This is a genomic window from Brevibacillus dissolubilis (assembly GCF_006170445.1).
Taxonomy (GTDB): domain Bacteria; phylum Bacillota; class Bacilli; order Brevibacillales; family Brevibacillaceae; genus Brevibacillus_B; species Brevibacillus_B dissolubilis.
The window spans coordinates 122,049-136,355 of the sequence record NZ_VCNA01000011.1 but is presented as its reverse complement, the minus strand read 5'-3'; the positions used below and the strand labels follow the sequence as shown (position 1 = coordinate 136,355).

The window sequence follows — 14,307 nt, the reverse complement described above, 5'->3', positions numbered from 1 at the left end:
ATGAGCAATCCGATCAAGACAGTCGGGCAGGAGCAGGAGGAGGAGCAACAGTCCGGCCACGATCCAAGCGGACAGAATCAGACCGCAGAACAGCTCCAGACTACAGTGACCCACCAACGTCAGAGCACGCCCGTCATCACATGGGAGCAGCCTGGCACCACCGCTCCTGCAACGAACAACCCATCTGACGCCGATCCCGTACCACAGGCAGACAACGTGATTCCATTCCAATCCGCCCCACAACGGGCTACTATGCAAGAGACCACTGTCGTCACATGGGCAGTCGGCACTCCTGTCCAACCGGTCAAACTGGTCATGGTATCATCCGGCTTCACCACCATCCGTGCACAGGCACGCTTCACCAGCACAGTGATGTGCCGCGCTCTTGCTCTCGCTGCGTAATCCTGCTTTTCATACCCATCTAAAAATAGAAGGAGGCATTTCCTATGAATCTGATCCCTATGGTTGTTGAGTCTACCAGTCGTGGCGAGCGTTCGTACGATATTTACTCCCGTCTGCTGAAAGACCGCATCATCTTCGTCGGCAGTGCAATCGATGATCAGGTGGCCAATGCAGTCGTAGCCCAGCTTCTGTTCCTCGCTGCTGACGACCCTGACAAAGACATCAGCCTCTACATCAATTCCCCAGGCGGCTCCACCATCGCCGGGCTTGCCATCTATGACACGATGCAGTTCATCAAGCCGGATGTCTCTACGATCTGCATCGGGATGGCTGCTTCCATGGGGTCGATCCTGCTCGTTGGCGGTGCCAAAGGCAAACGCTTCGCCCTGCCGAACTCCGAAGTCATGATCCACCAGCCGTGGGGCGGTGCCCAAGGTCAGGCGTCCGATATCCAAATCCGCGCCGAGCATATCCTCAAGACCAAGAAGACCCTCTATGATATCTACGTAGAGCGTACCGGTCAGCCCTATGAAAAGATCGAAAAGGATGCAGACCGCGACTTCTTCATGTCAGCCCAAGAAGCCCTCGCCTATGGTCTGATCGACAAGGTAATCGATAAGGTGTAAGCTTCATCCAAGCCGCACGGCATCTCGCCTGCGGCTTTTTCTCTGTGCCGATTTAACTTGAAAAAAACGGGAAATATCAGTACACTTGCCATAGTCGATTGGAACGAAGAAGGAGAGGGAAGAGTCATGAATTGTTCCAGATGCGGGACAGGAGCCAATCCTGATGCCAGCTATTGTATCGTCTGCGGTAACAATCTGGCTGCCCAACGAGACCAGGAGGCCCATGAAAAAGCCGTACAACGCCGAGCCGAGGAAGAAGCGGAGAAGATGCGCCAAGAAGCTGCGCGTGCCGGTGCGGCAGAAGCCTTAGCCGAAGCAGCCCGCCAACAGCAAGTGGCTACTTTTCATGAAGCACTGTCGACTGAGCCGCAGCAGCAAGAGCTCTATCCGGCACCTGATCAGCCTGCACCAGCGGCAGAATCAAGTGGCTATGTCATTACTGAAAATAGCTCGTACGCGGGATTTTGGGTACGTGTGAGTGCCGTATTGATTGATAGTGTCGTCTTGATGATTCCTAATTATATGGCGAACCAGGTCAGTACGAGTTTTAGCTGGTTGTTTTTACTTGTTGGCCCGTGGCTGTACTGTGCTTATATGGAAAGCTCATCGTGGCAGGGAACCGTGGGCAAGCGCGTCTTCGCTCTCATCGTGACTGATGGAGCTGGAAACCGTCTGACCTTTGGCAAAGCATCTCTTCGTTATTGGTCCAAAGCGCTGTCCGGTCTCACGCTCTGCATCGGATTTATGATGGCGGGCATGAGAGAGAAAAAAGAGGCGATGCATGACCTGATTGCCGGTACGTACGTAATCAAACCATAAAAGGGGACGGTTCAGATGCAATTGTCGATGAGATATGTCATCCTATATGTCCATGATGTGGCAAAGTCCTTGGAGTTTTATCGCGACAAGCTGGGTCTGGCAGTCAGAGCGGATCACGATACCTATATCGAACTGGATACAGGTGCGGTGATTCTTTCCCTGTTTGATCGCGGGAATGCCCGTGAGACGACCAAGCTCCAGGTCCCCGAGGGCGAGGGCAGCAGCCAGACCTTTGAAGTGGGATTTGTGACCGAGGATGTGGAAGGCACCGTTAACCGGCTTCGTGAGCAGGGCGTTCCGGTATTGAAGGAGCCAATTGTTAAACCTTGGGGACAGACTGTCGCGTATGTTGCTGACCCAGATGGGCATTATATAGAAATCTGCACTCCTATGGGATCATGACGCATAGGACCTGTCCTGCGAGAGTGATGGATTCCTCGCACGTACAGGTACTATTGCCAACCTGTGTCGCATAGAATAGACTAACAATCCAACGAATAGGAGGACAACATGGCCTATTATTCGAAGCGCTCCGTAAAAGAGCATGTGTATCAGGACACAATGGTGTGGCAATGTTCAGCTTGTCACTGCTGGTCACGCAAAGAATTTGTTACGGCAGAAGAGCCTGTCTGCCCACTGTGCAGCAGTGCAATGGTTGAAGAAATGAAAAATATCCGCGTAGAATAATAGAGTGCAAGGCGGAGCCGGATGCAACAACACAGCAGATGGCTTCGCTTCATGTTTGGGAATGGAGGACAGGCTGTCCACCAATCACAGCTGCCTAATGATGGCGGCTGTGATTTTTTTTATTTCTGCCTTGAGCAGTGGGGGAGTTCGTGTTAAGATAATAACCAGTTAACTAACGGTAGTTAGTTTTGCGGAAGGGGTCTAATCTCGACGATGAACCATGAAAAAATCAAAACAGTGGCCTTGTCCCTGTTTGCCCAGCACGGTTATGAAGGTACGACATTAGCCGATATCGCCAAGGGCGTGGGGATCAAGAAGCCATCTATCTATAATCACTTTGCCAGCAAAGACGATCTCTTCCTCACTTTGCTCGACGAGGCATTTCAGACGGAGATGAAGAGCTTTCAGTCGTTTGCCGAAACAGAGATTGCACAGATGGAGAGCGTGGAGGAGCAGCTTTTTGCGATCCTTGAATTTTACTCGGGCCGATATCAGAGTGATGAGATGCAGTTTTTTAAGCGTGTGGTGTTCTTCAGTCCGGAAGAGATGAAGCAGGCGATTCACACCAAGTTCATGGAGATGGAAGGGGTTCAGTCCAGCTTTCTCAAGCCTGTATTTGAGGCAGGGATCGCAGCGGGCACGATTAAGCCGCGTGATACGGATGATCTGCTCGGGGCGTATTATTGCCTGCTCGACGGACTGTTCACGCAGAGTCATTATTACGACAGAGAGACCTACCAGAAGCGATTGCAGGTGGCCTGGGGCTTTTTCTGGGAAGGGATACGGGAGACGAAGAAAGGGGAGTAGTGTGGCATGCCATGGATGTATCTATTGATCGCTGGGCTTCTTGAAGTGGTCTGGGCGATGGGGTTGAAGTATTCGGAGGGGTTTACGATTTTTTGGCCGAGTGTGGTGACGGTGACCTTGCTCGTTTTTAGCTTTTATCTGTTTTCCAAGGCGATGAAGCAGATTCCAATTGGGACGGCGTATGCAGTATTCACCGGGATCGGTACGGTGGGGACGGCAGTGGTTGGGATGCTGTATCTGGGCGAAGTGGCGAACACCGCCAAAATCCTGTTCGTCCTGCTCTTGATCAGCGGGATCGTCGGATTGAAGCTGGTCTCATCTGATGAAGAAGGCGGAAAAGAAGAGAGATCTGCATCGTAAACAAAAAAGCATCCAGGGAAATAGACAGTGGAAGGAATGATCGCAACATGGCGTGGCTGTATCTGTTCTTGGCAGGTCTCAGTGAGGTGGCAGGGGTCACCTCACTGAAGCTGTCAGACGGCTATAAAAATAAGAAATGGACACTAGGGGCAATCTTGTCTGGGTTCAGCAGCTTCTATTTCTTGTCGCTTGCTCTCTTAAGTCTGCCGATCGGCACGGCGTATGGGATCTGGACTGGGATCGGAGCGGCGGGAAGTGTGATTCTGGGGATGCTCTTTTTCAAAGAGTCGCGGGACTGGAAGCGGGTCCTATTCCTGATGATGATCATGATCGGTGCCATAGGATTGAAAGTGACGTCCGGTCATTAAAAGAATAAAGGGTGGGGAAGGTCAGTCTGACAGGTGAAATCTGGAGGGCTGGCTTTTTTCATTTACAGAAGTCGACATAATCTTTATAATTAGAGGCGGAAATCATTGAGAATAAATCTCATTATCATTTGCTTATATGTTTAGATGAATTAAAAAATGGGAGGCATTATCGTGTCTTTTTTATTTGATAAAAAATATCGTGCATATCCACTCAGCGTCATCCTGCTCTCTACTTCACTGATGGCGGGCTGTACCGGACAGACGACTCCGGCTTCCACCTCAGGTGATGAGAAGGGAAAAGAAGGTGGGTCACAAGCCTATAACGTGACGAAGACCAATCATACCTTCGATACAGCGGGCAATATGTTTGCCTATGCGGAGTTCGAGCTGTCTGGGGAGCCGCTGGCTGAGACGCTCGGGCTTGATCTTGATCTGTTGGATGTGGGGAAGCTGGATTCTCCGACACCTTTTGACTATACAGCAGGGGTGGAATCATACGAATACTCCGAAGAGGCGCTGTATGAGGTCGTGGAGAAGTCTGGTCTTGGCCTGCATCTCGCCAACGGTCCGGTCAACCTGAAGCGTGCGGGCAGCGGTGATGGGCGTGAGGCACTGGCGAAGCGTTATTTTGAGCTGGCGGATGCGGTCGGGTATGCTCCAGATGAAATTTTCCAAAACATGTTCCCGACGTATCTGGAGTATTCGTCCGGTGACCCGCATTATATTACCAAAGTGGATACAAGCAAATTCGCTGATGGGGAAGACGGCAAGTATATTCCGAAGTATCAGGTAGATTACGGTACCCTGCGCTGGGACCGCAGCAAGATGGATAAGACTCTGACCCCGTCTGCACTCGGAGGTACGTTCCTCAAGCAGGCACTGTGGCTCGGCGACTTCATGGGTGGTCTGCACACGGTTGACAAGGATGAGGAGCTGGAAGCGACATCCGCGACACAGGACAGTGATGCCAATATCCGTCTTGGCGTAAGCTCGGCAGACGGCCTGCAGGGGGTATTCCTGACTGAAGGTGTCTGGAATAAGCTCTCCTTCATCCGCGACAACCTGTTCATCTCAGCCAAGGACGGCAAGCTCGGCGCTACCGCAGGAACCAAGTATGACCCAGCCAAAGGACTCGTCTATCTGCCGCATGCGGTACAGGTGATCGAGAACGGCGATGAGCAGTTCCCGGCAGTAAAAGAACTGCGTGTCACCGATAAGCGCAGTCTGCTCCAAGACCAATGGCTGATGATGTGGGCCGCTTCTGAATTCTACGGCACAACCGACCAGCGCCCGGCTAATCCGAATAAGAACCCTGCTTTCCTCGCACTGTTCGACGGCAAGCCATTCCCGTCCGCACCTGCGGCCAACTTGGATGCAGACACCGCCAACGATGTGAAAGCAGATGACCCATACTCGCTCAACCGCGATGTACTCTATACGCTTTTTGCCAACATGGAAGCGATGCACTGGAATGCCCAAGAAGGCACACTGGTTCAAGAGCACTCCGGTGAAGCCAACGGACAAGGCAACACTGTCGATACCTTCCAAGCCGGTTACTCCATCGAAGCGCTCCGTCTCTTCGTACGTGCTGTAGACGGTCTGCCACTCGGCTATGCCAACGGAGATGCGGCAGAAGGTCTGCATACGCCAGAGGGTGAAAAAGCACTTAGCATGATCAAAAAACAAGCAGACTTCATCATGACCAAGCTGATTGATGAAAAAGACGGCCTCGTTGCCAACAGCTACACCATCGGCACAGGCAAAAAAGAAGAATCCAAGGCACTCCCAGCTCAGCTCGGCGCAATCCGCGGTCTCAATGCAGCGTTCCTGGCGACCAAGGATGAGAAATACCGTGACGCAGCCCGCAAGCTCTACGATACCGTGTTTACCCGTTTCTGGGATGAAAAAGCATCCGCATTCCGCGACACTGCTGACAAGGTGGATGATTACACCTATGATTCCTTCCAAGCCGGCGCAGTCTCTGCTGCCCTGCGCATCGGGATGCTCAACCTCGTCAATACCGATGCCGACAAAGACAAGTACACCTCCCTTGAACTCGGCAAGCTGACAGATACCTACACCCGCTTCTACCGCAATGTCATCAACGGCCCAACCCTCGAACAGGGGATGCAGACCAGCGAATTCTGGGATACAGGCGATGCGTATCTGGAGAAGACCGATAAGGCCAAAGAAGGCAACACCGACGGCGACACGGTACCGCAGATCCAAGCGGCAGGCGGCCCGAACGGCATTGCACCCGTATTGGTTCCGGTCGTCATCAAGCAAGCGAAGTAATCGAACGGCAATGAAAGGATGACCCTTGATGAACCCTCAAGGCAAACGGTACGGAAAATGGTTGGGGATCGGAGTGGGCCTGATGCTCACTCTGTCCGCCTGTCAGATCGGAACCAACGAAGAGACGACCGCCCCTGCACAGGTGACACGCAGCACAGCCGCAGAAAGCCGTCCGATCGCGATGACCAGCGACGGGGCACAGGTGATTACCGCCAACATCGACGTGCCGACGATCACCGTAGTCGATACCAAGACACGCCAAGTGACCGCCGAGATCAAAGTAGGCAAAGAGCCGCGCAATATCGCGCTCTCGCCGGACAATCAGGTGGCATATGTCACCGCGATGTACGATGACAAGGTAGATGTGATTGATTTGTCCAAGCAAAAGATGACTGCAACCATCGATGTGCCATTCCAGCCATTCGGCATCGTCACAAGCCCTGATGGGGGCCGTCTCTATGTCACGTCGTATCGGGGCAGTTATGTCGCTGTGATCGACACCCAGACGCGCAAGGTTACCGAGAAGATCAAGGTAGACGCTGAACCGCGCGGCCTGGCTATCTCCGCAGACGGCAAAACCCTGTATGTGAGCCATTACATCCACGGCCACCTGAGCGCGATCAATACCGATACACTCAAGGTGGATAAGGTGATCCCGCTCGCGGAGACCCCGGAGCCTGCCAGCCATGATCCCAAGGTCAGCCAAGGGCTCCCCGGCATGGTGGAGAACATGACTTTTTCCCCGGACGGCAAGCTGCTTTGGCTTCCGCATCTGCTTACGAATGTGGATACGAACATTCAATTCGAATCCACCATCTTCCCGACCGTCTCGATCGTGGACACGGCGAAGAAGGCTGAGCAGGCAGACGAGCGCAAGCATCTTTTCCAACAGATCAATATCACAAACACCAAAAATGAAACAGAAATCGTCTCCAACCCGGCCGACGTAGCTTTTTTGCCGGACGCAAGCAAAGCGTTCGTCGTCTTGGGTGGGAGCGAGGATCTGCTGACCTTCGACCTGAAGCGCGGAGGAAAAGCGACACATCTGCTGCGCCGCATCCCAGGGGATAACCCGCGAGGCATGGTGCTTTCCCCAGACGGTCAGACACTCTACGTACACAACGCGATGAGCCATGATCTCGTCACCATCGCCACAGGCGGCAATGACCCGTACAAAAAGCCCCAAGTGGACGGCGATGCGATCAGCCTGATCAGCGAAGACCCGCTTCCGGTCGATGTCCGGGCGGGCAAGAGAATCTTTTTCTCGGCCAACAGCGATGAATACGCGGCAGATATCACCGGGAAGAACTGGATGAGCTGTGCCTCCTGTCACTTCGATGGGGAGATCAACGGACTTACGCTCCAGACGCCAAAAGGGCCGCGCAACACACCAAGCAACGTCCTCGCTACCAAGACAGGCTTGATGACATGGGATGGAGGCCGGGATGAGTTCGCGGATTATCTGCATACGGTACAGGATGAGATGGGCGGCATGATGAAATTCGACCCGACCCAACCGCTCCCGCCGGACGTGCAGCTGATGTACGACCAGCTCGAAGCCTATCTCGACCACGTCGATACATTCCCCGTACCAAAAAGCCCGTACCGCCAGCCAGACGGTCAGCTTACAGCCCAAGCAGCACTCGGCGAAGAGCTGTTCAACGGCAAAGCAGGCTGTATCACCTGCCACGCGACAGACACCGACTTCACGGACAGTCCCAAGGCTGTAGATGCGAAGACAGGTGAGCTGACGACCGCCAACACGGCATTCATCCACGATGTCGGTACAGGCACCAAGGCAGATGTCGGCAATCCAAAAGGCGACGGTCGCGGTCACTACCAAAACCCGCGTAAACCAGGCTTTTTCGATACGCCGACACTGCGCGGTGTCTGGGCGACAGCTCCGTACCTGCATGATGGCAGCGCCCAAACGATCTATGACGTGCTGGTGACCCGCAACACAGCAGGCAAGCATGGCAATGTCCAAGGGCTGAGCAAGGACGAGATCGAAGCGCTTGTGGAGTATGTCAACTCGATTGAATAACACCTAAGCGTACGATTGAATCATCAGGTTCACCCATAAAATCAAGAAAACACTCAGTCAATTAGACCGAGTGTTTCTTTTTTGACAAGACAAGGTATAATATGGAAGTATAAAATCCGACAAATTCTATGTCGATAAGGGGGATTTTGCATGAAACTGAGCGTACAGGGAGGCACATATGCTGTCGTCAAACTGCCGCCGGAGTCCAACATTCCCAATTGGGTCTCACAGTCTGACGGTTTTTTATCCATTACCCGCACAGAGGATGAGCTGTCCATCGTCTGTCCTGAATCTTACGTAGCGGAGTATGAGCATGTCGAACCCAACTGGAAAGCGGTCAAGGTAGAGGGCATCCTCGATTTTTCACTGACCGGTATTCTTGCGGGACTGACACAGCCGCTGGCGGAGAATCAAATCAGTATTTTTGCGATCTCGACTTACAATACCGATTATCTGCTCGTCAAGGAACATACGCTCGACAAAGCGCTCGAAGTCTTGGCACAGGCGGGCTATGAAGTGTTGAACCCATAAAGAGGTTCTGAATTATCATGAGGGTACTTTTGGTAATGAGCATGAGATAAGCCTTCTCTAAACAGACGTACTGATAAAAAGGAGTGGCAGTGAATGAAATCTCCGTTTACAACTCGTTTTTGTGAGCAGTTCGGTATCGAAAAACCAATCGTCCTCGCGGGCATGGCAGGTAATATCACCTCACCGGAGCTGGTCGCAGCGGTATCTGAGGCTGGTGGGCTGGGTACCTTGGGCGGCGCTTACATGTCAGCAGATGCCTTGCGCCAAGCGATTCGCCGGATTCAGGAGCTGACGACGAAGCCTTTTGCCGTCAATCTGTTGCTGTACGATGCTTCTACTCTGACCGAGACTCCAGTGGTGTCTGACGAGCTGGTACAGTGGCTCAACCAGATGCGTCACGAAGTCGGTCTGGAAGCATGGAATGGTGAGTTGCCGACCGTTGTCGATGATCTGGACGACTGCTTTCAGGTGATCCTCGATGAAGGTGTGCCAGTGTTTAGCTGTGCATTTTCTCTGCCGAATCAGTACGGGACGATCGCCCGGGAGCGCGGGATGAAGCTGATCGGCATGGCGACAACTCTGGACGAAGCACTAGCTCTGCAAGCGCAAGGCGTAGATGCCATCGTCGCCCAAGGGGGAGAGGCAGGCGGACACCGTGGAACCTATCAGGTCGGGAAAAAGGATAACGGGGCCTGCATCGGAACCCTGCCACTTGTCGGACTGGTAAGCGAGGCGCTGCCAGACCTGCCGATTATCGCCGCTGGTGGCATCATGGACGGACGCGGGATGGTCGCCGCACTTTCACTGGGAGCAGACGCGGTACAGCTGGGTACGAGATTTCTCGCCTGCGAGGAAAGCACCGCCCATGCCAGCTACAAAGCCCGGTTACTGGAAGCCAAAGAGACGGAGCCTGCCATCACCCGTGCCTTCTCCGGGCGTCCGGCACGCGGTCTCTCCAACCGGATGCTGGATTCGTTCGCTCAAGCCGAGCTGTCCGCCTTGCCATACCCGATCCAAAACGCGCTGACCCGCGAAATCCGCCAAGCTGCAGCCCGTCGCGGTGATGCCAACTATATGTCTCTCTGGGCAGGCCAAGGTGTCGCCCAGCTCCGCGAGCCAGAACCAGCACGCGAGATCGTCGAGACCATCATGCGCGAGGCCCAAGTGGCAGCACGGCGTATTCAAGCTTTGCAGGGATAACCAAGAGAAAACGGAAAAGAGAAAACACCTTACTGCTCAAAAAACAGGATCTCGGACGTGCCGAGTAACCCGCGCCAGAGCAGGAAGGTGTTTTGTTTTTTAGAAAAACTGTAAAAATAAACAATAATTAAGTAAATATAAATGAAAGAAAATTATGAATAATGATATTATTCATTTGTAACATGTATTAGATAAATAGGGGGTCTTTTCAAATGAAAAAAATGGTACACCTCGCTTTAGCCACCAGTCTGGTCACAGCAGGTCATGCCGCCGTACTGACTGATGGTGCCAGTGCGAAGACGGCAGACCAGCAGTTCCAACCATCCACAACAGGACAAGCCACATCCGCCGGACAGACAGAGAAGCAATCCGACACCAAGCAATACTTGGTCAAATTCCGTTCGCAAGGCAAAAAAGCCGCCAAAGCCGCATCCTTTTCCCACGAAATCCAACAAGCCGGCGGTAAAATTATCAAAACTTTCGAACTCATCCCAGAATACATAAGCGTCTCCCTCGACGCCAAAGCGGCAGCCAAGCTGGAGCGTCATCCACAAGTCGAACAGATCATGCTGGACGAGCCTGAGGAGCAAGTGCCGTTCTTTGACCCGACCAAACCAGACTGGGGCACGGATGCGATGCGTCTGCGTACATTCTGGCAGGCAGGCTACACCGGAAAAGGCGTTGAGATTGCCGCAGCGGATACGGGACTCAACGACCATCCCGCCATCAATACGGATGAGATCAAGCATGTGCTGATCAGCCCATTGGCTACCAACCGCTACGACTGGCCCTTGTACAGCCACGGTACGGCAACCATCGGAGTGATGGCGATGATCGCCGACAATGTCGCACCCAACTATCCAGACCGCGTCTATGGCGCTTCCTATGGTGCGAATTTTACCAATCTCAAGATCCACAGCGATGATGCCAAACTAACCGTCACCGATGTGATCAGCGGACTCGAATACTGCCTGAACAACGGAATCGATATCGTCACCTTCAATATTTCGCTGAAAGAATACAATTCCGCACTCGAAGCGGCTGTCATCCGCGCCTACCAAAGCGGCTTAACTATGGTAGCGGCGGCAGGCAACTATGCCGATCCAGCCAAGCCAAGACCAGGCTGGGATGGTGGTCTCGTCTGGCCCGCACGCTACACGGCTACGGTCTCTGTCGGTGCGGTCAGCCCAGAGCTTACCCGTGTCGTCTACTCCAGCTATGGACCACAGCTTGATTTTGTCGCTCCGACCGATACGATCGCTCCAGTCACCTATGATGGCGTCCCGACCTATGAACCGTTCGGTGGTACTTCCAATGCGGTCGCCAATGCCGCAGGGGCGTTCGGCCTGCTGAAAAGCGCCTACCCGCACTATCCAGCATCCCTTTTGGTGAAAAAAATGAAAGAACAAGCGCTTGATCTCGGGGCAGCAGGCAGAGACGACGAGTACGGCAGCGGGCTGGTGCAGTTGACGTCCGAGATGCTCCCGGTGGTACCTGTGATCGAAGAGACAACCGTTCTCCACGGTACTGATTTTTACGGAGACTGGTCATACGCAGGTGCCAATCTGATCGGGGAGCCGATCCTGGAATCCGGCGGGATCAGCGACAATGGTGTGACGTCCACTGCCGCGATGTTTGAGGTAAAAGACGGGGCGGTGCTTAGCTTCGACTATGAGCTTGCGACCGAGTCCGGGGCTGATTTCCTCGAAGTCTATCTCGACGGCAGTCTGATCCTGCGTACATCTGGTGATGTCTCCAAGACCGCTGCTCCGGCGCGAGAGCTTACAGCAGGCAAGCATACGCTGGAGTTCCGCTACCTCAAGGATGAGTCCATAGATGCTCCGACTGACAAAGTTTGGATTCATCAAGTGAAAGTTAGCTACTAATCAATTAGAATAGAAGATAAGAGTAAGAAACCTCGTCCGTGCCGATACAGACGAGGTTTCCCTATGAACCGAGGTGATCTTCTATCGATCTGAAAATCCTACAGACCTTCTTGGTGGCCGCCAGCTACGAGAATTTTCACCAGACCGCAGAAGCGCTGTTCATCGCCCAACCGACTGTGACCCAGCATATCCGTCTGCTGGAAAAAGAGCTGGGGATGGAGCTGTTCACCCGAAGCGGCAAACGGGTCAAGCTGACGCCCGCCGGCAAACGTTTTCTCACCTATGCCAAGGATCTGCTCAATACGTGGCAGGCTGGGATGGAGGATATGGTCTCTTGGCGACAAGGCTATCGGGAGACACTTCGTCTGGCCGTCTCTCCCATGATTGCCCGTACGTCGTTGCCCAGCCTCATGCACCGATACACCAAACAAGACCCAGAAGTAGACATTTCGATCCTGATTACCGACTCCGCCAACATCGGCTCCATGGTAGAGAGCGGACAGGCAGACCTCGGTCTGTCGCGGATGATCCCGCGTAATTTTCAGCTGTCCGCCTATCTGATCAAGACAGACCCGGTCGTCTTCGCTGTCCCGCACAATGGAGGGGATATAGATGCACCGCTGCCTGATTGGGAGAGTGAGTTGACGAACAACCGCCTGCTGACTCATAATCATCCGGTGTATTGGGATCAGCTGTTGATTGCTTTGCGCCAGCGCGGTTTTGTCCTGCGCACCATGGCCGTCTCCCATGTGGATGTGACCAAGCGCTTCATTGAGGAAGGGCTGGGGGTTTCCTTTTTGCCGCGTTCTTCGATCAGCCGTGAGTTGTTCGAGAACCGATTCATGGAGCTGCCCACTCCTGGTCTGGAACTGCCCAAGGTAGCGTCTTATCTGGTCACGCCAAAAATCAACACGAGTCCGGCTGCCCAGCGCTTTAACGATATCCTGTCCAGCTTATACCCGCCTTTGCCACAGGTGTATTAACCTACGTTGTCTGAAAAGTTCAACTGAACATTTCCCAGGAAAAGCATGAATGAAAATGTGCTCCATTGATTATGAATCATAATCAAACACGTCGATTTATTTTATTTCCGCTTTTAGAAGTTCATGGTTATACTAAAGTCAAGAGAAAGGAGTGAACGTTTTATGGAAAAAATTCTTGCGATCGGTCTGGAAGGTATCGTTGTTGCTGAATCAAAACTGAGCTTGGTGGACGGTTTGAACGGCTTGTTGGTATACCGTGGTCACTGGGCACGCGATCTGGCGATTAACAACACATTTGAAGAGGTGGCACACCTCCTGTGGTACGGTCATCTGCCAAGTGAGCAAGAGCTTGCTGAGCTGGACGCCAAGCTCAAGGCGGAGCGTGAACTTCCTGCACATGTCAAAGCGATTATCGACTCGCTCCCGGCAGATGTCGACCTGATGAGTGCGCTTCGTACAGGCGTATCTGCTCTGGGTACCCCTGGTCATGATTGGCCGCCGACAATGGATCAGGTGATCTCTCTTACTGCCAAAGTACCGACGATTATCGCTCACCGTGTTGCACGCGTAGAAGGGCGCGAACCACTGGCTCCTCGTACCGATTTGGGCCACACCGCCAACTACCTCTACATGCTCAAAGGCACAGAGCCAAATCCGGCACATGTGCGCGCGCTTGATGCGTACCTGATCCTGACACAAGAGCACGGGATGAATGCTTCTACCTTCACTTGTCGCGTCGTATCCTCGACCCGCTCTGATCTGGTCTCTGCTGTAACCGCTGCCATCGGCGCACTGAAAGGCCCGCTACACGGTGGAGCACCTTCTGAGGTAACCGAGATGATCGAAGCGATCGGCACGAAGGAAAATGCAGAGCCTTGGCTCCGCGGCGCACTCGAACGCGGTGAGCGTCTGATGGGCTTCGGACACCGTGTCTACAAAACCATTGACCCGCGCGCGACAGCACTTCGCGTCGTAGCCTCTTCCTTGACTGGAGAAGATCCATGGTTTGACCTTGCGACCCATATCGAAGACCTCGGTGTTAAGCTGCTTGATGAATACAAACCAGGCCGCAAGCTCTACCCGAACGTAGAATTCTACGCGGCAGCGGTCATGCGTGCAGTCGGTCTTGATGATTCTATCTTCAGCCCGACTTTCGCGATGAGCCGTACTGTCGGCTGGTGCGCCCATGCACTGGAGCAGGCTGAGAACAACCGCATCATCCGTCCAGGCTCCGAGTATACCGGCCCAATGCCTGAGTAACATACAATCACATGCAAAAGAGTACCCGCTTCGCTGGTC

15 protein-coding genes are annotated in these 14,307 nt (G+C 53.3%); all 15 read left to right on the top strand.

The genetic code is table 11. From position 1 onward, the window contains the following. The 15 genes from FGI41_RS19605 to FGI41_RS19535 all read left to right on the top strand — a co-directional run bounded on the left by FGI41_RS19605 (nt 1) and on the right by FGI41_RS19535 (nt 14,268). Nucleotides 1-402, top strand: coding sequence for a hypothetical protein (locus FGI41_RS19605; RefSeq protein ID WP_139492018.1), 402 nt, complete (start codon nt 1-3; stop codon nt 400-402). A 44-nt stretch (nt 403-446) separates the two neighbouring features. Then, entirely contained in the window at nt 447-1,028 is a 582-nt protein-coding gene (gene clpP / locus FGI41_RS19600; RefSeq protein ID WP_139492017.1) for an ATP-dependent Clp endopeptidase proteolytic subunit ClpP, read from the top strand. A gap of 126 nt (nt 1,029-1,154) precedes the next feature. Further along, on the top strand, nt 1,155-1,847 hold the full coding sequence (locus FGI41_RS19595; protein ID WP_218015245.1) for an RDD family protein: 693 nt from the start codon (nt 1,155-1,157) through the stop codon (nt 1,845-1,847). A 15-nt stretch (nt 1,848-1,862) separates the two neighbouring features. After that, nucleotides 1,863-2,249: a VOC family protein gene (locus FGI41_RS19590; RefSeq protein WP_139492016.1), complete on the top strand. Its 387-nt coding sequence runs from the start codon at nt 1,863-1,865 to the stop codon at nt 2,247-2,249. A 108-nt stretch (nt 2,250-2,357) separates the two neighbouring features. After that, a complete protein-coding gene (locus FGI41_RS19585; RefSeq protein WP_139492015.1) occupies nt 2,358-2,534 on the top strand; it encodes a cold-inducible protein YdjO-related protein in 177 nt (58 codons plus the stop codon). 213 nt (nt 2,535-2,747) lie between these two features. Next, nucleotides 2,748-3,341 (top strand): TetR/AcrR family transcriptional regulator, encoded by a 594-nt coding sequence (locus tag FGI41_RS19580; protein WP_139492014.1) that lies wholly within the window; start codon nt 2,748-2,750, stop codon nt 3,339-3,341. 6 nt (nt 3,342-3,347) lie between these two features. Next, nucleotides 3,348-3,701, top strand: coding sequence for a DMT family transporter (locus FGI41_RS19575; RefSeq protein ID WP_139492013.1), 354 nt, complete (start codon nt 3,348-3,350; stop codon nt 3,699-3,701). A gap of 47 nt (nt 3,702-3,748) precedes the next feature. Beyond that, nucleotides 3,749-4,069 (top strand): DMT family transporter, encoded by a 321-nt coding sequence (locus FGI41_RS19570; RefSeq protein ID WP_139492012.1) that lies wholly within the window; start codon nt 3,749-3,751, stop codon nt 4,067-4,069. Nucleotides 4,070-4,309: 240 nt separating this feature from the next. Beyond that, nucleotides 4,310-6,364 carry a hypothetical protein gene (locus FGI41_RS19565; RefSeq protein ID WP_255298548.1) on the top strand — a complete coding sequence of 685 codons (2,055 nt, stop codon included), beginning with the start codon at nt 4,310-4,312 and terminating at the stop codon, nt 6,362-6,364. A gap of 28 nt (nt 6,365-6,392) precedes the next feature. Continuing rightward, nucleotides 6,393-8,408 (top strand): cytochrome D1 domain-containing protein, encoded by a 2,016-nt coding sequence (locus FGI41_RS19560; RefSeq protein WP_139492010.1) that lies wholly within the window; start codon nt 6,393-6,395, stop codon nt 8,406-8,408. A gap of 150 nt (nt 8,409-8,558) precedes the next feature. After that, nucleotides 8,559-8,939, top strand: a complete 381-nt coding sequence (locus FGI41_RS19555; RefSeq protein ID WP_139492009.1) for an ACT domain-containing protein — start codon at nt 8,559-8,561, stop codon at nt 8,937-8,939. A 93-nt stretch (nt 8,940-9,032) separates the two neighbouring features. After that, nucleotides 9,033-10,139, top strand: coding sequence for an NAD(P)H-dependent flavin oxidoreductase (locus FGI41_RS19550; RefSeq protein ID WP_139492008.1), 1,107 nt, complete (start codon nt 9,033-9,035; stop codon nt 10,137-10,139). Between the two features lie 212 nt (nt 10,140-10,351). After that, nucleotides 10,352-12,025, top strand: coding sequence for a S8 family serine peptidase (locus FGI41_RS19545; RefSeq protein ID WP_139492007.1), 1,674 nt, complete (start codon nt 10,352-10,354; stop codon nt 12,023-12,025). Nucleotides 12,026-12,108: 83 nt separating this feature from the next. Beyond that, nucleotides 12,109-13,008: a LysR family transcriptional regulator gene (locus FGI41_RS19540; protein WP_139492006.1), complete on the top strand. Its 900-nt coding sequence runs from the start codon at nt 12,109-12,111 to the stop codon at nt 13,006-13,008. Nucleotides 13,009-13,170: 162 nt separating this feature from the next. Then, nucleotides 13,171-14,268 (top strand): citrate synthase/methylcitrate synthase, encoded by a 1,098-nt coding sequence (locus tag FGI41_RS19535; RefSeq protein ID WP_139492005.1) that lies wholly within the window; start codon nt 13,171-13,173, stop codon nt 14,266-14,268. Nucleotides 14,269-14,307 lie beyond the last annotated feature (39 nt).

Bases quoted from the DNA above. Each gene is read 5' to 3' on its own strand.
- FGI41_RS19605 (WP_139492018.1), top strand. From the start codon at position 1: ATGAGCAATCCGATCAAGACAGTCGGGCAGGAGCAGGAGGAGGAGCAA.
- clpP (WP_139492017.1), top strand. From the start codon at position 447: ATGAATCTGATCCCTATGGTTGTTGAGTCTACCAGTCGTGGCGAGCGT.
- FGI41_RS19595 (WP_218015245.1), top strand. From the start codon at position 1,155: ATGAATTGTTCCAGATGCGGGACAGGAGCCAATCCTGATGCCAGCTAT.
- FGI41_RS19590 (WP_139492016.1), top strand. From the start codon at position 1,863: ATGCAATTGTCGATGAGATATGTCATCCTATATGTCCATGATGTGGCA.
- FGI41_RS19585 (WP_139492015.1), top strand. From the start codon at position 2,358: ATGGCCTATTATTCGAAGCGCTCCGTAAAAGAGCATGTGTATCAGGAC.
- FGI41_RS19580 (WP_139492014.1), top strand. From the start codon at position 2,748: ATGAACCATGAAAAAATCAAAACAGTGGCCTTGTCCCTGTTTGCCCAG.
- FGI41_RS19575 (WP_139492013.1), top strand. From the start codon at position 3,348: ATGCCATGGATGTATCTATTGATCGCTGGGCTTCTTGAAGTGGTCTGG.
- FGI41_RS19570 (WP_139492012.1), top strand. From the start codon at position 3,749: ATGGCGTGGCTGTATCTGTTCTTGGCAGGTCTCAGTGAGGTGGCAGGG.
- FGI41_RS19565 (WP_255298548.1), top strand. From the start codon at position 4,310: ATGGCGGGCTGTACCGGACAGACGACTCCGGCTTCCACCTCAGGTGAT.
- FGI41_RS19560 (WP_139492010.1), top strand. From the start codon at position 6,393: ATGAACCCTCAAGGCAAACGGTACGGAAAATGGTTGGGGATCGGAGTG.
- FGI41_RS19555 (WP_139492009.1), top strand. From the start codon at position 8,559: ATGAAACTGAGCGTACAGGGAGGCACATATGCTGTCGTCAAACTGCCG.
- FGI41_RS19550 (WP_139492008.1), top strand. From the start codon at position 9,033: ATGAAATCTCCGTTTACAACTCGTTTTTGTGAGCAGTTCGGTATCGAA.
- FGI41_RS19545 (WP_139492007.1), top strand. From the start codon at position 10,352: ATGAAAAAAATGGTACACCTCGCTTTAGCCACCAGTCTGGTCACAGCA.
- FGI41_RS19535 (WP_139492005.1), top strand. From the start codon at position 13,171: ATGGAAAAAATTCTTGCGATCGGTCTGGAAGGTATCGTTGTTGCTGAA.